Source organism: Bradyrhizobium sp. SZCCHNR1051 (assembly GCF_032489615.1).
Classification (GTDB): domain Bacteria; phylum Pseudomonadota; class Alphaproteobacteria; order Rhizobiales; family Xanthobacteraceae; genus Bradyrhizobium.
In genome coordinates this window covers 188,526-206,706 of record NZ_JAUEYJ010000013.1, presented here as the reverse complement: position 1 = coordinate 206,706, position 18,181 = coordinate 188,526, and the positions used below count along the sequence as shown (strand labels likewise).

At 65.8% G+C, this 18,181-nt stretch carries 18 protein-coding genes; 10 read left to right on the top strand and 8 right to left on the bottom strand.

Annotated elements, in window-relative coordinates; genetic code table 11:
* The first annotated feature begins 10 nt into the window (after positions 1-10).
* Together QW868_RS18055 and QW868_RS18050 are read left to right on the top strand one after the other, a co-directional pair.
* On the top strand, positions 11-601 hold the full coding sequence (locus QW868_RS18055) for a DUF2478 domain-containing protein (RefSeq protein WP_316231099.1): 591 nt from the start codon (positions 11-13) through the stop codon (positions 599-601).
* Positions 598-1,020, top strand: coding sequence for a LysR family transcriptional regulator (locus QW868_RS18050; RefSeq protein ID WP_316231098.1), 423 nt, complete (start codon positions 598-600; stop codon positions 1,018-1,020). The genes QW868_RS18055 and QW868_RS18050 overlap by 4 nt, the downstream gene beginning before the upstream one ends.
* Here QW868_RS18050 and QW868_RS18045 read toward each other — a convergent pair.
* On the bottom strand, positions 929-1,408 hold the full coding sequence (locus QW868_RS18045; RefSeq protein ID WP_315738524.1) for a TOBE domain-containing protein: 480 nt from the start codon (positions 1,406-1,408) through the stop codon (positions 929-931). The two genes, QW868_RS18050 and QW868_RS18045, sit on opposite strands and share 92 nt — an antisense overlap.
* A gap of 21 nt (positions 1,409-1,429) precedes the next feature.
* A complete protein-coding gene (gene serA, locus QW868_RS18040; RefSeq protein WP_315738525.1) occupies positions 1,430-2,677 on the bottom strand; it encodes a phosphoglycerate dehydrogenase in 1,248 nt (415 codons plus the stop codon).
* 289 nt (positions 2,678-2,966) lie between these two features.
* Between serA and QW868_RS18035 the strand changes: the two genes are divergently transcribed.
* Positions 2,967-5,621, top strand: a complete 2,655-nt coding sequence (locus QW868_RS18035; RefSeq protein ID WP_316231097.1) for a flavin-containing monooxygenase — start codon at positions 2,967-2,969, stop codon at positions 5,619-5,621.
* Here the strand turns inward: QW868_RS18035 and QW868_RS18030 are convergent.
* The 5 genes from QW868_RS18030 to QW868_RS18010 all read right to left on the bottom strand — a co-directional run bounded on the left by QW868_RS18030 (position 5,602) and on the right by QW868_RS18010 (position 8,752).
* A complete protein-coding gene (locus tag QW868_RS18030) occupies positions 5,602-6,102 on the bottom strand; it encodes a DUF3147 family protein (RefSeq protein WP_315796736.1) in 501 nt (166 codons plus the stop codon). The two genes, QW868_RS18035 and QW868_RS18030, sit on opposite strands and share 20 nt — an antisense overlap.
* On the bottom strand, positions 6,102-6,449 hold the full coding sequence (locus QW868_RS18025) for a DUF3147 family protein (RefSeq protein WP_316231096.1): 348 nt from the start codon (positions 6,447-6,449) through the stop codon (positions 6,102-6,104). Before QW868_RS18025 ends, QW868_RS18030 begins: the two co-directional genes overlap by 1 nt.
* A complete protein-coding gene (locus tag QW868_RS18020; protein ID WP_315796734.1) occupies positions 6,446-7,081 on the bottom strand; it encodes a phosphatase PAP2 family protein in 636 nt (211 codons plus the stop codon). Before QW868_RS18020 ends, QW868_RS18025 begins: the two co-directional genes overlap by 4 nt.
* A gap of 95 nt (positions 7,082-7,176) precedes the next feature.
* Entirely contained in the window at positions 7,177-7,818 is a 642-nt protein-coding gene (locus QW868_RS18015; RefSeq protein ID WP_315776012.1) for a 2-dehydro-3-deoxy-6-phosphogalactonate aldolase, read from the bottom strand.
* A 1-nt stretch (position 7,819) separates the two neighbouring features.
* The gene (locus tag QW868_RS18010) at positions 7,820-8,752 is read right to left on the bottom strand and encodes a 2-dehydro-3-deoxygalactonokinase (RefSeq protein WP_315796916.1); all 933 of its coding nucleotides are present in this window, start codon (positions 8,750-8,752) and stop codon (positions 7,820-7,822) included.
* A 71-nt stretch (positions 8,753-8,823) separates the two neighbouring features.
* On the opposite strand from QW868_RS18010, the gene QW868_RS18005 reads away from it, so the two are divergent.
* The 3 genes from QW868_RS18005 (at position 8,824) to QW868_RS17995 (ending at position 11,606) form a co-directional block, all read left to right on the top strand.
* Positions 8,824-9,648, top strand: a complete 825-nt coding sequence (locus QW868_RS18005) for a DeoR/GlpR family DNA-binding transcription regulator (RefSeq protein WP_316231095.1) — start codon at positions 8,824-8,826, stop codon at positions 9,646-9,648.
* A 31-nt stretch (positions 9,649-9,679) separates the two neighbouring features.
* On the top strand, positions 9,680-10,816 hold the full coding sequence (locus QW868_RS18000; protein ID WP_315776008.1) for an MFS transporter: 1,137 nt from the start codon (positions 9,680-9,682) through the stop codon (positions 10,814-10,816).
* Positions 10,817-11,087: 271 nt separating this feature from the next.
* Positions 11,088-11,606: a nucleoside deaminase gene (locus tag QW868_RS17995; protein ID WP_409997674.1), complete on the top strand. Its 519-nt coding sequence runs from the start codon at positions 11,088-11,090 to the stop codon at positions 11,604-11,606.
* A 52-nt stretch (positions 11,607-11,658) separates the two neighbouring features.
* Here the strand turns inward: QW868_RS17995 and QW868_RS17990 are convergent, their stop codons facing one another.
* Entirely contained in the window at positions 11,659-12,780 is a 1,122-nt protein-coding gene (locus tag QW868_RS17990) for a hypothetical protein (RefSeq protein ID WP_315811716.1), read from the bottom strand.
* Between the two features lie 569 nt (positions 12,781-13,349).
* On the opposite strand from QW868_RS17990, the gene QW868_RS17985 reads away from it, so the two are divergent.
* The 4 genes from QW868_RS17985 to QW868_RS17970 all read left to right on the top strand — a co-directional run bounded on the left by QW868_RS17985 (position 13,350) and on the right by QW868_RS17970 (position 18,055).
* Positions 13,350-14,915: an ABC transporter ATP-binding protein gene (locus QW868_RS17985; protein WP_316231094.1), complete on the top strand. Its 1,566-nt coding sequence runs from the start codon at positions 13,350-13,352 to the stop codon at positions 14,913-14,915.
* Positions 14,899-15,990: an ABC transporter permease gene (locus tag QW868_RS17980; protein WP_315755375.1), complete on the top strand. Its 1,092-nt coding sequence runs from the start codon at positions 14,899-14,901 to the stop codon at positions 15,988-15,990. Before QW868_RS17985 ends, QW868_RS17980 begins: the two co-directional genes overlap by 17 nt.
* Positions 15,977-16,894, top strand: a complete 918-nt coding sequence (locus QW868_RS17975; RefSeq protein ID WP_315738536.1) for an ABC transporter permease — start codon at positions 15,977-15,979, stop codon at positions 16,892-16,894. The genes QW868_RS17980 and QW868_RS17975 overlap by 14 nt, the downstream gene beginning before the upstream one ends.
* 81 nt (positions 16,895-16,975) lie before the next feature.
* Positions 16,976-18,055, top strand: coding sequence for a BMP family ABC transporter substrate-binding protein (locus QW868_RS17970; RefSeq protein ID WP_316231093.1), 1,080 nt, complete (start codon positions 16,976-16,978; stop codon positions 18,053-18,055).
* The last annotated feature ends 126 nt before the right edge of the window (positions 18,056-18,181 follow it).

Here is an 18,181-nt window from a genome sequence, read left to right as displayed (position 1 = left end):
GAGGACTGCCATGGGTGTCGCTGAGGTCGGGACGTGTCAGATCGTGGCGCTGCAGGGCGCTGCGTCCACCGTCATCCAGGAGCTGCTCGATGAGCTCGCCACGCGGCTCGCAGGCATCGGGCTGCGCGTCTCCGGCGTGATCGAGAGCAGCGCCGACAAGACCAGGCCGTGCAAGGCCATGATGCTGCGCAGCCTCGACGACGACCGCGGGTTCTCGATCTCGCAGGATCTCGGCCCGGGATCGCAGGCCTGCAATCTCGATCCCGAAGGATTGGTGCTGGCCTGCGCCGCCGTGCAGCAGTCGATCGCGCGCGGCACGGATGTCGTGATCCTCAGCAAGTTCGGCAAGCAGGAGGCGGCGGGAGGAGGCATCGCCGACGCCTTCGGCTCGGCGATGTCAGCCGGGCTTCCGATCATCACGGCGGTATCGCCCGCGATGATGGAGGCATGGACGCGCTTCGCCGGCGTGTTCGCCGAATGCGTCCCGGTCGATGTCGCGCGCCGTCCCGGCTGGATCGAGGCGTGGTCCAGCCGCATGGTGACAGCACGAAGCCCGCGTGACATGATCGGCTCACGACGCGAGCGGATCGGAATAGGATGAAGCGCGAAGCTCAGATCGCATTGACCATCACTTTCGGCAACGGCGGAAGTCTGTCGCCCGAAGATCTGCTGCTGATCGACTTCATCCGCCGGGAGCGCTCGATCCTCGGCGCCGCGCGCGCGAGCGGCATCTCCTACCGCAAATGCTGGCTGATGGTCGATGCACTCAACCGCACCTTCGAGACGCCGGTGTTCGAGACTCATCCGGGGCGCCGGGGCGGCGGTGCAGAGATCACGCCGTTCGGCGAGCGGCTGATCGCGCTGTACCGCTCGATGGAGCGGCGCACGCGCACAGCCACGGCCGCCGCGCTCGGCGAGCTGCAGAAGGCTACGGATCCCCGCTATCAGAAGCGGGCCAGCGGCGCGGCCGAGGCAGCTCCGAAGGCCGAACCGCGCCGGGTCCGATCGCGACGCTCTTGATCATCGCCCAGGCGGACAGATCCGGCTCCAGCGCCAACCGCTCGACCGACTCCAGCGTCACCAGCGCGTGCAGCCTGGTCGCGCCGAGATCGAAGGTGACGCGCACGTAAGGCGGCTCGAGCGGCAGGATCTGCTCGATCCGGCCCGGCAGCCGGTTGGTGATCGACACGTCCATCGGCCGCGACAGCGCAATCGAGACGTCGCGGGCCTCGATGGTCACCGAGACGCCGGCGTCGATCGCCGCGTCCACCATCGGCACGCGCAGCTCGCCATCGGCAAAGAAAAGCGTCGACATGCCATATTGCGGATCATGGCGCAGCACGCGCGCGGGAACCGTCGTGCTGAGAACGACGGACGAGGCTGAAGACGATGCAGACTGGCCGGTCATCGCGCAGCAGCCTCCACGGCCTCAAGGCCGGTCGTGATCATACAGCACGCGGACGCGGATCGTGCCTTCCACCGCGCGCAGCTCCGACAGCAGCGCCTCGCCCTCGCCGCCGACCACGTCGGTTTCGAGCACGACATAGCCGACCTCGGGATCGGTCTGAAGATATTGCGCGAGGATGTTGATGTTGTGCCGCGCCACCGCCTCGTTGACCTGGCGCAGTACGCCCGGCACGTTGCGGTGGACATGGATGAAGCGCGTGCCGGTCGGGCGCGCCGGCAATTGTACCTGCGGGAAGTTGACGGCGCCGAAGGTCGAACCGACGTCGGAATAGTCGATCAGCTTGCGCGCGACCTCGCCACCAATTCGGTCCTGCGCCTCCTCGGTGGAGCCGCCGACATGCGGGGTCAGGATCACGTTGGGCAGGCCCTGCAGCGGCGAGACGAACGGATCGGCGTTCGATGCCGGCTCCGCCGGGAACACGTCGACCGCGGCGCCGGCGAGCTTGCCCTCGCGCAGCGCGCTGGCCAGCGCTTCGATGTCGACCACGGTGCCGCGCGAATTGTTGATCAGATAGGCCCCGTCCTTCATGTGACGGATCTGGCGCTCGCCGATCATGTTGGCGGTCGCCGGCGTCTCCGGCACGTGCAGCGACACGACGTCGCTCATCGCCAGCAGCTCATCAAGGCTCTCGACCGGCTCCGTGTTGCCGTGGCGGAGCTTGTCGGTGAGATCGAAGAAGATCACCCGCATGCCCATGGCCTCGGCAAGGTTCGACAGCTGCGAGCCGATGTTGCCATAGCCGATGATGCCGAGCGTCTTGCCGCGCACCTCTCGGCTGCCATTGGCCGACTTGTCCCAGCCGCCGGCATGCGCCGACACCGAGCGCGGGAAGATTCGGCGCATCAGCATCACGACTTCGGCGATCGTCAGCTCGGCGACGCTGCGGGTGTTCGAATAGGGCGCATTGAACACGGGGATGCCGAGCCGCTTCGCGGCATCGAGATCGACCTGGTTGGTGCCAACCGAGAAGCAGCCGACCACCATCAACCGGTCGGCGGCCTGCAGCACGTCGGCGGTGAGATGCGTGCGCGAGCGAATGCCCAGCATGTGCACGCCCGACAGCATACGCTTCAACTCTGCCGAACCGAGCGCCTTCGGCAGCCGTTCGATTTCCGTATAGCCATTGGCCTCGAACATGCGGACGGCCGAGTCGTTCACGCCCTCTAGGAGCAGAACGCGGATCTTTTGCTTGGGCAGCGATAGCGGCATGGGCCTGGCCTGATTCAGTCGTGGATGTGGCGTAGTGTAGCGGTTGTTACAGTCGCGATGCGTTGAAACTTGGTGAATGCGACGCGGCAGGAACGCTTTCTGTCGCTTTCCCAGGGTCTTGTCCACTCCGCACCGGCATTTTGACCGGCGATGCAAAATCAGCGCCTGGCATACCTTCCGCACCGCACGGCCTGCACTGCAACAACCGGAGATCGCTGTTTTGGCTGCTGACAAACCATGCGAGCAGAGCTAGCCTTTCTTCCAATCACAAAATCATCGGGAGGTCAGCATGTCAGACGGGGTTGTCGAGACACGCGCGTCGGAGGTGTCGGCCGGTGAAACGCAGACGGTCGATGTCGCCGTCGTGGGTGCCGGATTTGCGGGGCTTTACCTGCTGCACCGCCTGCGCAAGGCGGGCTTCTCGACCGTGACGCTGGACACCGCAAACGACGTCGGCGGCACCTGGTACTGGAACCGGTATCCCGGCGCGCGCTGCGACATCCAGACCGTCGACTACAGCTACACCTTCGATCCCGAGCTCGAGAAGGCCTGGCAATGGTCGGAGAAATACGCCACCCAGCCGGAGATCCTGCGCTATCTCGGCTTCGTCGCCGACCGCTACGATCTGCGCCGCGACATCCGCTTCGGCACCCGCGTCCTCGGCGCCTCCTGGGATGATGCCAAGGAGCGCTGGCTGCTGACGACCGACGAGGGCCCCGCCGTCTCCTGCCGCCACTACATCATGGCGACCGGCTGCCTGTCGCAGCCGAAGCCGCCGGAAATCGACGGTGTGCACGACTTCAAGGGCGAGATCTACTTCACCAGCCGCTGGCCGCATGACGGCGTCGACCTCCGCGGCAAGCGCGTGGCCGTGATCGGCACCGGCTCCTCCGGCATCCAGTCGATCCCGCTCATCGCCGAGCAGGCAGCGCAGCTCACGGTGTTCCAGCGCACGCCGAACTTCGCACTGCCTGCGCATAATGGTCCGCTCCCGGCCGATCGCGCCGCGCAGCTTGCAGAGGATCGCAACGGGCTGCGCCAGCAGGCGCGCTGGTCGATGACCGGCGTGCCGATTCCGCCGGCCACCGAGTTCAGCTGGCAGATGAGCGAGGCCGAGCGCCGCGAGCGCTTCGAGAAGCTGTGGGCCTCTGGCGACCTCGTCGGCATGCTGACGCAGCTCTGGGCCGACCAGGGCGTCGACCCCGACGGCAACGCGCTGCTCGCCGATCTCATCCGCGAGAAGATCCACGAGATCGTCAAGGATCCCGAGACCGCCGCAGCGCTCACGCCCCATGACCATCCGTTCGGCGCCAAACGCCCCTGCCTCGACACCAACTACTATCAGACGTTCAATCGCCCCAACGTCACGCTGGTCAATCTGCGCCAGGAGCCGATCGCGTCCATCACCGCTGATGGCATCAAGACCGACAGGCGCAGCTTCGACATCGACGTCATCGTGTTCGCGACCGGCTTCGACGCCATGACCGGTGCGATCCGCGCCGTGCATCCGATCACCGGGCGCGGCGGCAAATCACTGGAGGATGTCTGGGCCAACGGACCGCAAACCTATCTCGGACTCACGATCGCGGACTTTCCCAATCTGTTTCTGATCACGGGTCCCGGCAGCCCGTCAGTGCTGTCGAACATGGCGGTCTCGATCGAGCAGCATGTCGACTGGGTGGTCGACCGTCTCATCGCCCTTCGCGAGGACGGCTTCACCACCATTGAGCCCACGGAGACCGCGCAGGCCGGCTGGGCGCGCCACATGGCAGACTGCGCGACCGTGACGCTGCATCGGCTCGCCAACACCTGGTACACCGGCGCCAACGTGCCGGGCAAGCCGCAGACGCTGATGCCTTACACCGGCGGCGTCGGCCCCTATCGCGGCATCTGCAACGAGATCGTCAGCCGCGGCATGCTCGGCTTCAAGCTGTCAGGTCCGAACGGCGCGTCCCAATGCAATGACGGCGAGATCGTGCGGCTGCAGCCGGATGTCCGGCTGGTGCTGAACATGCTGGCCGAGATGAACCTGCCGCCGATCGAATCAATGGGCGCGGCCGGCGCCCGTGAATTCGTCGCGCAATTCAACGCGACGAGGCCGCCTGGACGTCCCGTTGGCGAAGTCAAGGATGGCACATTGCAGGGCGCTGATGGTCCCCTGGCCTACCGGCTCTATCGTCCGGCGACGCCCGGCCCGCATCCGATCGTGGTGTACTTCCATGGCGGCGGCTGGGTCCTCGGCGACGAGCAGTCGGATGATCCGTTCTGCCGCGACATGTGCCGCCGCTCCAACATGATTTTCGTCAGCGTGAACTATCGCCATGCGCCCGAGCACCGCTTCCCGGCGGCGGCTGAGGACGGCTACGCGGCGACGCGCTGGGTGGCCGAGCACGCCGCCGAGCTCGGCGGACGCGAGGGACCGGTGCTGGTGGCAGGCTGGAGCGCCGGCGGCAACATCGCGGCGGTCACCTGCCAGCTCGCGCGAGATCGCGGCGGGCCTGATATCGGCGGCCAGCTGCTGCTGTGCCCGGCCACCGACTGCAGCTTCGATCGTCCGTCCTACACGGACAATGCGACCGGCTACTTCCTGACGCGGTCGCTGATATACTGGTTCTGGGACATCTACTGCTCGCCGGCGGATCGCACCGATCCGCGCGCATCGCCGTTGCGGGGCAAGCTGCAGGGCCTGCCGCCGGCCTACATCGTCACCTGCGAGTTCGATCCGCTGCGCGACGAGGGGATTGCCTATGCGGAAGCCCTCGCCGCCGCGGGCGTGCCGGTCGGACAGCTCAAGGCGCACGGCCACTTCCATTCGTCGTTCATGATGGTCGACGTCGTCATCACCGGCGTCGGCGGCCGCATGCGGATGGCGGAGGCGCTGCAGGCGTTCACCCAGTCTGCGGAAGAAAGCGAATCGCTGGAGATCAACGCCGCCGCGAGCTGACCAGCGGAGGCTGCGGCCGCGCAGTATCGCAACGGCCCGCAGCCTTGCGGGCCGTTGCTGCGACGCGCAGCTTGCGTCGGATCGCCCACGCTGTCACCGAGACGACGAGCCACGCCGTTGTTGCGGCGGCGAAGGCGGTCGCGACGCTTAGCTGAACCAGCGTGGAGAATACGGCCGCGAACGCCAGCATGCCGAGGCTGCCGAGCACCGCGCCTACGGTGTCGAGCGCAGCCGCTTCGCGTCCGCGCCGCTCGCCGAAGAATCCCTGTTGGCGCTTGCGCCTGATCTCGTGCGCCTCGATCAGGGTGACGCTGGCGCAGAAGATGGCGGGCAATGCCAGGAAGAGGCCGCCGATCGCAGGACCGAAGGCCTTGGCAATGAGCCCCGCGGCGACTGTCGCGGCGCCGCCCAGCGCGAAGCGGATGACGTATTCGTGCCACTTGCCGTCCTTCAGCGCCGAGGGCGAGATGCGGATCAGCATCACGCGCCTCCAGAGAAGACCGCCTGGAGTCCGAGCGCCGCCACCAGCCAGACGACCGTCGCGAGCAGGCTCGCAGTCAACGCGCGCAGATGCAGCCGCATCAGCAGTTGGCACACGATCATGCTGTAGAGACAGAGCGCGACGGCGCCGAACATCATCGAACGGCTCTGGACCGCCGCGTAGGCGGCGTCATGTGTGACGATCGCAATGCCAAGCGTCGCCAGCGCAACCGAGGGCGCGGCTCCGAATAATCCGGCAAAGCTCTTCGGACGCAGCACGTCTCCAATCATCGCGAATGCCGAAACGATGACGCCGCCGATCAGGAAGCGGATGATGTATTCGGTCATGTCCGGCTTGCTCCCGGTGGTTCGTAGCCGGTCCACGGGCGCAAGCTGCGCTCGAGGGCAGCGCCGAGCATGAATCCGACAACGACGTCGCTGGCCCAATGCGCAAGCAGCATCACGCGCGTGATGCTGAGCCCGACGGCAGCACTCCTCACCGCAATCCTTGCGCGTGCCGGCAGCGGACCGGCGGCGGAGTAGAGCGCACCCATGTGCAGCGCATGTCCCGAGGGAAAGGCGTCCTGTGCATGGCCGGACGGCGCCACGCCGTGGAGATGGCCGCGCAAGGTGGTGCGATCCGGCCGGGTCTGATCGAAGATGGCCTTCAAGGCATGCGGCAGAGCCGAAGCCGCAACCGTGACCAGCAATGCATGAGTGGTCGTCGCGCGAACGCGGCTGCTTTGGCCGCGCGTCACCAGCCAAGCCACCGATGTCAGGGCCAACCACACCTTCTCGTCCGCCCCCCACGCGAGGCCGCGTGCGAGCTTTTGCAGCCGCGGTTCCGTGGTTCGTGCAGCTACGTCCGCAATGATGCGGTCCGCCTTGGTCGGCTCGACGTGGATGGCCGTGGCGGAACTTTGCTTGCGAAAGGGCACCGAAATTGCCGGTGTGATCTTCTTCCCGATGGCGCGGATCATGGCACTTGCCAAGGACGAACGATATGTTCACCTACAACGCCGAGCCCTCACAACGGGTTTCGGGAACAGACACGAAACTGTCACGAGTTACCAGCTCAGCCCTGACCGCGAATAGCCTCGTCATACGCCTCGACCGAGGCTCGAGCTGTCTCCCGCACATCGCTCGCGCTCATGCCCGGCTTGTACAGGCTCGAGCCGAGACCGAAGGCGCGCACGCCGACGGCGACGTAGGAGGCGAGCGTCTTGTCCGACACACCGCCGACGGCGCCGACCACGACGCCTTTCGGCAGGACTGCAAGTTGCGCTGCAATCCCCGACGGACCGAGCACTGACGCCGGAAAGTATTTCAGGGCCGAGGCGCCGCAATGCAAAGCCAGAAAGGCCTCGGTCGGCGTGAAGACCCCGGGCATGGTCACCATGTCGTAGGCCTGCGCCGTCGCCAGCACTTCGACGTCGACGTTCGGGCTGACCATCAGGCGCCCGCCGGCCTCCGCAACGCGCACGCAATCCGCGGCATTGACGACCGTTCCTGCGCCGATCAGGCAGTCCTTGCCGAACCGAGATGCCAGACGCTCGATCGAGACGAACGGTTCCGGCGAGTTGAGAGGAACCTCGATCAGCTCGAAACCGGCTTCGATCAGGACATCGACGATGGCCTCGGACTCGTCGGGTTTGATACCGCGCAGGATCGCAACGAGCGACCGCTTCACATGCGGCCAGGCGACGGACTGTGTCATTTCAGAAACGCGCTCCCCAGATCTGCCGCGCGGCCTTGAGCAGGCCGCGGCGTGACGCCTGTTCGGCATCGCATTCATTCACGTCGAAACCAGCAGCGGCCAGCGCCTCGCGATAGAGGCGACCGAGCCGGCCCGCTCCGATCAACCGGAGTGGAAGCTCGGCGCCGAACCGCGCGCGCGCATCGGCGATTTCGCTGCCGATCAGAATCCCGGAGAGCCTTGCAGCCCCATCGGACCGCCGCTCGAAGCCGAGGAGCTGCGCCGCGCGCAGCCGGAACAGCGCGTTCGTCAGTGCCGTCGGCGCGGCCAGGGCCGCCGCGAGGCTCTCGCGGAACGCTGTGTCGTGCTCGACGGTCGAGGCTTCCGGTTCGACGGCATGCATCAGGATGCTATGCTGAGAGACCACCGCGAACAGCTCACCGGTCATGTAGGTGGCGAAGTCGATCACCACGCCGGCATCGATCCGGATCCATTTGCTGTGGGTGCCCGGAATGCAGACGATCCCGGTGAAATCCGGCTCGGTGACGCCGAGCAGCTGGGTTTCCTCGCCGCGCATCACGTCCGGCCGGTCCGCGCGAACCTGCGCCAGTCCCGGCAGAATTCTGACGTCGCGGTCGGCGTCGACACTGATCGCTCCGGCATACAGCGCATCCAGACGGGTGGGCGTGTGCAGATACGGCGCCTCGACCCAGCCTTGCCGCGCGCCGGCCATGCCGCAGATCAGCACCGGAACATCGGCCGGTGCACCAAGCTTCGCCAGATGATCGCGCAGCACCGGCGCGAAGCCTGATGTCGCGCAATGCAGCATGCCCTCGCCACCACGGCTCTCGGCAAGCTCCGTCCCGTCTCCGGCCATAAGCCAGGCACGGAAACTGGAGGTTCCCCAGTCGACGGCGACAAAGGCCGGCGTTGCTGACGAATAGACGGCGGTCACATCCTGCTCCCGAACACTTCCACATCTGGCAATGGCACGCCGGGCGGGCCACGCAAACAACAAATTGCATCATGCACGATTATACACGTTGTTATTCTTGTTTATGCATGATAACAAGCGGCATGTCAGACCTTCCACTGGCGCGCCGCGACCAGATCGCCGGCCGCCTCTCTGCGGGGCAAGCGGTCATCGCGACCGCCCTCGCCGACGAATTCGGCGTCTCCGAGGATGCGATCCGGCGCGATCTTCGCGCGCTTGCCGCCGAAGGACGCTGCCGCCGCGTGTATGGCGGCGCATTGCCGATCGTCGGCGGCATGGCACCGATGGCGGCGCGTATCGGGCAAGATCGCGAACGCAAGCTGGCGCTCGCCCGGTCGGCCGCCCGCAGCATCGCGCATGGGGAGTTTCTCTTCCTCGATAGTGGCAGCACCAATCTCGCCCTCGCTGAAGTCCTGCCCGATGATTTCGATCTCACCGTCGCGACCAACGCCATCGACATTGCCGCAACCGTGCTGCATCGGCAGGACCTGCAGTTGATCGTGATCGGCGGCTCCGTTCACCCCGCAGTCGGCGGCTGTGTCGACGCCGACGCCATCATGCAGGTACAGCGCTTGAACATCGACCGCTGCTTCATCGGCGCCTGCGCTGTATCGGCGCAAGGCGGCATCAGCGCGGTTGATCCGACTGACGCAACGTTCAAGCGAACGCTGCTGTCGCTGAGCCGCGTAAGCGTCGCAATGGTCACCAACGAGAAGCTCGAGACCCGAGCCCCCCACCGTATCGCCGGCGCCAAGACGATCAGCCAGCTCACCGTCGAGCATGATGCGCCGGCGGCCCGACTCGCCCTGCTCAGACGGGCGGGAGCTACCATCATGACCGCCACCCCGCCCGGATGACGGCGCCTTCGGAGTTTCAGGAATCTTCCAGATGAGTTCGGATCACCGCGCGGCGCGGCTCGCGACACGCCTGGCCTTTTTCGTCGCCGGCTTCGGCATCGCCTGCTGGGCGCCGCTGGTGCCGTTCGCCAAGCAGCGGCTGGGGGTCGACGATGCGACGCTCGGGCTGCTGCTGCTCTCGCTCGGCGTGGGCTCGGTCGCATCGATGTTGGCGGCAGGTCTCCTGAGCGCCCGCTACGGCAGCAAGCCCGTCGTCATCGTCAGCGGCATCGCCTTGAGCATGCTGCTGCCCCCGCTGACGATCGCCTCAACGCCAGCCACGCTCGGGCTTGCGCTGTTCGCCTTTGGCGCGGCGCTCGGCTCGCTCGACGTCGCCGTGAACATCCAGGCGATCGACGTCGAGCGGCTGAGCGAGCGTCCGCTGATGTCCGGCTTCCACGCGCAGTTCAGCATCGGCGGCTTCGCAGGCTCCGGCGTCATGACTGCGCTGCTCGCGTTCGATGTCGCGCCGCTGCTCGGCACGCTCGCCTGCTGTGCGCTCGCCCTGGCCACGATGACCGTGGCTGCCCCACGACTGATAGCGAGCAAACCGGCGCAATCGGGCCCTCTGCTCGTGCTTCCTCACGGCGCAGTGCTGCTGCTGGCGGCGCTCGCCGCGATCATGTTCCTGGTCGAGGGTGCGATGCTCGACTGGAGCGCGCTGTTGCTCGCCGGGTCGGGCCGCCTGCCGGCCGCGCAAGCCGGGCTGGGCTACATCATGTTCTCGATCGCAATGACCGCCGGGCGTCTCGTCGGCGATGCCGTGGTTGCACGGATCGGCGATCGCGCGACGTTACTGGGGGGCAGCGTCATCGCGATCACCGGCTTCGTCGTGCTGCTCGCGGTTCCCTGGATTGTTGCTGCCATGGCCGGCTTCGCGCTGATCGGCTTGGGTGCATCGAACCTGGTCCCGGTGCTGTTCCGCCGGGCCGGCGCGCAGACAGCGATGCCGGTCGGGCTGGCCGTCGCCGCCGTCACCACCGCCGGCTACTCCGGCGTACTGCTTGGGCCCGCCGGCATCGGCTTCGTCGCCGCGGCCACCAGCCTGCCGGCCGCGTTCTGGATGTTGGCCGCACTGCTCGTCATTGTGCTGCTGAGCGCACCACGCGTCGTAGCTGCGCCAAATTAGGAACGAGCCCGGTGCTTGGCTTTGATACGCATCTCATGCCCCAGCCAAGAGCAGAATCGGACGCGCACCCAATATCGTTACTCTCATTCTCATCATCGTCGGCGCGGCGTAGACGGCAATCCTGGAATCCGCGCTCGCGGCCATCGTAGCCTGCCCGCCTGCCCCGCTTCGTGCGCCGCCCCGCAACGCAGGTTGCAGACATCGCCTCCCTTGCGAAGCTCGTCCGGACGGCTCAGGATCGCCGGACAGACAGCGGAGCAGTCTAGTGGAGATCGATGGCGAGGCCCCTGCGGACGAAGACGGATTTGCCGACACACAGGCGCGCGACGCGCATTTCCTGCGCCACAGCTTCGCTGTCGCCCTCCGCTCGATGTCACACGGCAATCATCCGTTCGCCGCCATTCTCGTCGATGCTGACGGCAGGGTCCTGATCGAAAGTGAAAACGGCTACCTGCCAGCGCGCGATGCCACAGCGCACGCAGAACGACTGGTCGCGACGCAGGCCTGCACGTCGATTGCCCCCGAGATCAGAGCTGTGGCTACGCTGTATTCGTCGGCAGAGCCGTGCGCGATGTGCGCGGGCGCCATCTACTGGGCCGGCATCGGACGCGTGGTCTACGGCCTCAGCGAGCGGCGGCTACGCGACCTTACCGGCAACCATCCGGAGAACCCGACGCTCGACCTGCCCTGCCGCGAGGTGTTCGCGAGCGGCCAGCGCGCAACCGAGATTGTCGGCCCCTTGTTGGAGGAGGAAGCCGCGGCGCTGCATGAAGGAGCCTGGGACAAATGAAGCAGGCGCCGCGACCGAGCCGCGGCGCCTTCTTCGAGTGCTTCGATCCGTATCAGAACTTCACGGTCACGCCCGAGTAGAGCGACGACTCGGTGCAAGCGCCCGTGGCGACGCGAGTGCCGCCGCCACCGGCGACGGAACAGCCGACCGCGTTGTTGTGGTCGAGGCCGAACTTGTTCTGCCAGTAGCGATAGGCCACCCAGACGTCGATCATGTGGCTCTGCTTCTCACCCCACATCGCCTTCGACGCATCGAAGGTCAGGCGGATCGGCTCGGAGTTGAACTCGACCTTGGTCGGATAGACGCCGTTCGCGACGCTGGCCGGGAGCGGCTCGGTATCGGTGCCCTTCTTGCCGTACCAGCCGGCGCGACCCGAGATCGAGAAGAACTGCATGCTCTCAGGCAGGAAACCGAGATCCATGTAGTAGTTGGTCTCGACCGCCCAGGTTGGCTTGAACGAGGTGTTGCCGTCGGAGATGCAGGGGTTCGACCAGCCGGCGCCGCACTGCGAGAACGAGTTGTGGTTGGCGAACTCCCAGTACATCAAGGGAGCGACGTTGAAGTAGCCCTTGTAAGGCAGGTTGAACGCGAACTGCAGACCGGCGACGACGTCACGCTTGGCCGCGCCGAAGTAGCGGTTCTCGGTATTGGCATCCATGCCCACTTCGAACGAGATGTTCTGCAGCGGCCCCACCGTGAAGGCCTTGGTGTTGAAGATCTGGTTCCAGCCGAAGGTCGAGCGGAACAGGCCGTAGATCTCGGTCGCACCGGCGCAGCTCGCCGGCGTGAACGCGAAGCCCGCGTTGGGCGAGACGATGCCGCCGGTCTGCGTGCAGGGCCCCGCCGGGTCGTTGTGGTCCGACTTGAACAGCGAGATCGTGAAGAAGTTGGTGCCGTAACCCCAGACGTCGAAATGGGTGAACGAATAGACCTGCTTGGCGGTCTTGGCGTTGAACGTGCCGTTGCCGTTGACGCTCCATGCACCAGGCTGGCTGGCATTGAAGATGTAGGAGTAGCTGACGCGATTATCGACGACGAGGAAGAACGGCACCTCGGCCGGAGCCTTCTTCGCGATCGCCTTGGCGGGCAGGTCAGCAGCCCCTGCGACACCGACTGAGCTAAGCGCTACCGCGCCCAGCGCGACGGCCGCCGCGATTGTTTGACGTAACGACATTCAGAACACCCCCAGTTGACAAGCGCCGATTCCCGACTTGCATGCACAGTTGCGCCGTTCGACCGGCTGGAGAAGCCTCAACTTTCTCCAGGACTTGCCCGCAGTTTGATCAAGGTTCCGCCGTATTGCAGCGGCGACGACAGCAGATGCTGGCCTGAACATGGGACGATTGGCCGCGGCCGCGATGCTCCCAAATTCCGATCTTGCTGCTTCACATTGCAGAAGTTTTTCCGAAAGCCCCCCGCGTGGCCTTCCGCGCGCTTTCGCGAGCAAGCCTGCGCGCAAGCGCGCCCCTGACGCGCATTGGATGACGCTGCTCATCCAACGTGCAGCTTGCTGCGGCGGATCGATTTCCGGCCAGTGTCTCAAAAGTGCCACAGAGCTTTATCGATCACAGCTGATTGCAGCGTACGCTGCTTGCAACCAAGGGCGCGCTGCATTCGCCGATCGCCGCGCGATGGGCGCTTGGACAAGAGTTGGGCAGAGGATGGCGCTTTTCGCCTCTTACGCGCCGCGGAAAATTAGATCACAATTGAGGCATCTTCGTTCCCCTGCCCACGACGCAGCAAATGCCTGAACCCGCGCCGGCCGATCCGAACCCTACGCCTCCGCTCCTGCAGACGATCGGGTTGACCAAGCGCTATGGCGACTTCCTTGCCAACGACAAGATCGACATCGAGATCCGGCCACGCGAGATTCACGCCTTGCTTGGCGAAAACGGTGCCGGCAAGTCGACGCTGGTGAAGACGATCTACGGACTGGTGCAGCCGAGCGCCGGTGAGTTGCGCTGGCAGGGTGTGCCCATCAAGCTGTCCGGCCCGGCCGAGGCGCGATCTCTCGGCATCGGCATGGTGTTTCAGCATTTCTCCCTGTTCGACAACCTCACCGTGGCTGAGAACGTGGCGCTCGGGCTCGACGGCAAAGAGCCATTCAAGGCGATGTCAGCGCGGCTCGCGGACGTCGCGCGCGACTACGGACTGCCGCTCGATCCGAAGCGCGAGGTCTGGCAATTGTCGGTCGGCGAGCGGCAGCGCATCGAGATCGTGCGGGCGCTGATGCAGAGTCCGAAATTCCTCATCCTGGACGAGCCCACCGCCGTGTTGACGCCGCAGGAGGCCGACCAGCTGTTCGTCGTGCTGGAGCGACTGAAAGCAGAAGGCCGCGCCATCCTCTACATCAGCCACAAGCTCGAGGAGGTGAAGCGGCTGTGCGACACCGCCACCATCCTGCGCAGCGGCAGGAAGGTCGCGACCTGCAATCCGAAGCTGGAGACGGCTGCCTCGCTGGCCCGCATGATGGTGGGGACCGAGATCAAGGAAGTGAAGCCGCCGGCCAAGCGGCGCACCACCGTGCCGCGCCTGGTCGTCAATGATCTCACCCTCGCCCCCAGCGAGCTGCATGGCGTGGGCCTCAAGAACATTTCCTTCGAGCTGAAGGGCGGCGAGATCCTCGGCATTGCCGGTGTCGCCGGCAACGGCCAGGACGAGCTATTTGCTGCGCTGTCCGGCGAACGCCTCGTCAAGGAGCCCGGCACGATCATCATCGAGGGCCTCGCTTGCGGCAATCTCTCGATCAGCCAGCGCCGCAAGATGGGAGCCGCCTTCGTGCCGGAGGAGCGGCTGGGGCACGGCACCGCCCCGCGGATGAAGCTGTCGGAGAATGCGCTGCTGACGGGACACGCGGCCAGCGACATGGTCCGGCGCGGCTTCATCAACGCGGCAGCGACGCTGCGGACCGTCGATCGCACCACCGAGACATTCGATGTCCGCAAGGCGAAGCGCGATCCGGAAGCGGCGAGCCTGTCCGGCGGCAATCTGCAGAAGTTCGTCGTCGGCCGCGAGATCCTGCGCACGCCGGCGGTGCTGGTCGTCAACCAGCCGACCTGGGGCGTCGACGCCGGCGCCGCCGCGATCATCCGCCAAGCGCTGATCGATCTCGCCAGCGCGGGCGCTGCCGTCCTCGTGACCAGCCAGGACCTCGACGAACTCATCGAGATCGCCGACCGCATCGCCGTGATGTTTCACGGGCAGCTTTCGAAGGCGCTGCCACGCGCGGAGGCGACGCGCGAAAAGCTCGGCCTGTTGATGGGCGGCGCCAGCATCGAGAAGGAGGCCGCGCATGCAGCTCGTGCTTGAGAAGCGCGCCGAGCGCTCGCGCATCATTGCGCTGGTTTCGCCACTGATCGCGATCGGGCTGACGCTCGTCACCATGAGCGTGCTGTTCGCCGTGCTCGGTAAGAACCCGATCACTGCGCTCGGCGTCTACTTCATCGCGCCGCTCACCGACGGGTATTCGCTGCAGGAGATCGCGGTGAAGGCCACGCCGCTGGTGATGATCGCGATCGGCCTGTCGCTGTGCTACCTCGCCAACGCCTGGAATATCGGCGCCGAGGGTCAGTTCCTGATCGGCGCCGTGGCCGGCAGCTGGATCGCGGTGAAGACGCAGGGCACCGAGGCGGGACACTGGGTGCTGCCGGCAATGCTGGTCGCAGGTGCCGCGGCCGGCGCCCTCTATGCGCTGATCCCGGCGCTGTGTCGCGTCAAGTTCGGCGCCAGCGAGATCCTCACCAGCCTGATGCTGGTCTACGTCGCCGATCTCCTGCTCGACTATCTCGTCCGCGGCCCCTGGCGCGACCCCGCCGGCTTCAACTTCCCCACAACGGCGGAGTTCGATCCGGTCGCGACCGTACCCGTGCTGATCGAGGGCGGACGCCTGCATCTCGGCAGCATCATCGCGCTGATTGTCGTTGCCGGCGCCTTCGTGCTGCTCGAGCGCACCATCAAGGGGTTCGAGATCCGAGTCGTGGGCGTGGCGCCGCGTGCGGCACGGTTCGGCGGCTTCAATGCGAACCAGCTCATCCTTCTGACGTTCGCCGTGTCGGGCGCATTGGCCGGTCTCGCAGGGATCATCGAGGTGGCGGGCCCCATCGGACATCTGCAGCCCGGCATCTCGCCGGGCTATGGTTTCACCGCGATCATCGTGGCCTTTCTCGGGCGGCTCAACCCGGTTGGAATATTCATTGCAGGGCTTTTCCTCGCGTTGACGTTCATTGGCGGCGAGCAGGCCCAGATCACAATGAAGATTCCACTCGATGTGACCAAGGTGTTCCAGGGCATCCTGCTGTTCTACGTGCTCGCCTGCGATTCGCTCATCCTCTACCGTTTCAAGCTCGTCTTGGCCGCGCGGCAGGTGCAAAGTGGTGCTGGTTGAAGCAATCATCCTGTCGGTGCTCGCCGCATCGACGCCGCTGCTGCTGGCGGCCACCGGTGAGCTGGTCACCGAGCGCTCGGGTGTCCTCAATCTCGGCGTCGAGGGCATGATGATCGTCGGCGCGGCCTGCGGCTTCGGTGGGGCCTGGCTGTCCGGCTCGATCATCGTCGGCGCGCTGTGCGGCATCGTCGCCGGCATGCTGATGTCGTTGATCTTCGCGTTCATGACCCTTGGCCTCGCCGTGAACCAGGTGGCGACGGGCCTCGCGCTGACCATCCTCGGCATCGGTCTGTCCGGCCTGATCGGTGCGCGCTTCGTCGGCGAGCGCATCAGCACCGCGCCGCACCTCTCCATCCCCGGCCTCAGCGACATCCCGCTGGTCGGCCGTATCGTGTTCGGCGAGGACGCGTTCGTCTATCTGTCGCTCGCCTTGATCATCGCCGTCTGGTGGTTCCTGTACCGCACCCGTGCCGGCCTGGTGCTGCGCGCCTGCGGCGACAACCATGTCTCCGCCCACGCGCTCGGCTATCCCGTGCTGCGCATCCGTTTGCTCGCGGTGTTGTTCGGCGGCGGCTGCGCCGGGCTTGCCGGCGCCTATCTGCCGCTCGCCTACACGCCGTTCTTCATTCCCGGCATGACCGCGGGGCGCGGCTGGATCGCGCTGGCGCTGGTCGTGTTCGCATCCTGGCGGCCGGGCCGCCTCGTCATCGGCGCCTATCTGTTCGGTGCGGTGACGATCCTGCAGCTGCATGCGCAAGGCGCCGGCGTCGGCATCCCCTCGCAGTTCATGTCGGCGCTGCCGTACCTCGCCACCGTGATCGTCCTGGTGCTGCTGTCGCGCGCCCGCACCGGCGGCTCCACCGCGCCGGCGGCGCTGGGGACGGTGTTCGTGCCGGATCGTTGAAGCAATCATCCGGAGCGCCAGCGATGGGGCGCGACGCTCTGGCTCACGAGGTTTCCCCCCGACTGTTTGGAGATATTGACGATGATGAAAAGGCTTCTGGGGGCTGCCGCCGCGTTGGTGCTGGCGGGAAGCATCGCCGGCGTGGCGCACGCCGCCGACAAGCTGAAGATCGGCTTCATCTACCTCGGGCCGATCGGCGACCTCGGCTGGACCTATCAGCATGAGCTCGCGCGCCAGGCGCTAGTGAAGGAGCTCGGTGACAAGATCGAGACGACCTATCTCGAGAATGTGCCGGAAGGCCCCGACTCCGAGCGCGCCATCGAGCAGTTGGTCCGCGCCGGCAACAAGCTGATCTTCACGACCTCGTTCGGCTACATGGATCCGACCCTGAAGGTCGCCAAGAAATATCCCAACGTGCATTTCGAGCACGCCACTGGCTACAAGCGCGACAAGAACATGTCGACCTATTCGGCGCGCTGGTATCAGGGCCGCTACATTCAGGGCATCATCGCCGGCAAGATGTCGAAGGCCGGCGTGCTCGGCTATATCGGCTCGTTCCCGATCCCGGAGGTTATCTCTGGCATCAACGCCACGATCATCGGCGCGCAGACGGTCAACCCGAACATCAAGGTCAAGATCATCTGGGCCAACACCTGGTTCGACCCGGGCAAGGAAGCCGACGCCGCCAAGGCGCTGATCGACCAGGGCGCCGACATCATCATGCAGCACACCGACAGCCCGGCCGCGATGCAGATCGCAGCCGAGCGCGGCAAGCTCGCCTTCGGCCAGGACTCCGAGATGATCAAGTTCGGGCCCAAGGCGCAGCTCACCTCGATCCTCGACACCTGGGGCCCCTACTACATCGCGCGCGTCAAGGCCGAGCTCGACGGCACCTGGAAGTCGGAGGACACCTGGGGCGGCCTCGATTCCAAGATCTTCGAGATGGCGCCCTACACCAACATGCCCGATGACGTGAAGAAGCTGGCGGAGGAGACCCAGGCGGCGATCACCGCCGGCAAGCTGCACCCGTTCAAGTGCCCGGTGCTCGGCCAGGACGGCAAGGAGATCGAGTGCAAGGGCGGCGACCATCTCGCCGACGGCCAGATCCTCGGCATGAACTTCTACGTCAAGGGCATCGACGACAAGGTGCCGGGCAAGTAATCAAGCTGGGGCTGCCGATCACCCTGCAGCTCTGCTGCGGCAGGGTGATCGGTACTCACATTTGAGTTGGACCTTTTGTTACGACGAATGATGAGGTAGATCGTTACCCGAATGCATCGTGTGGTA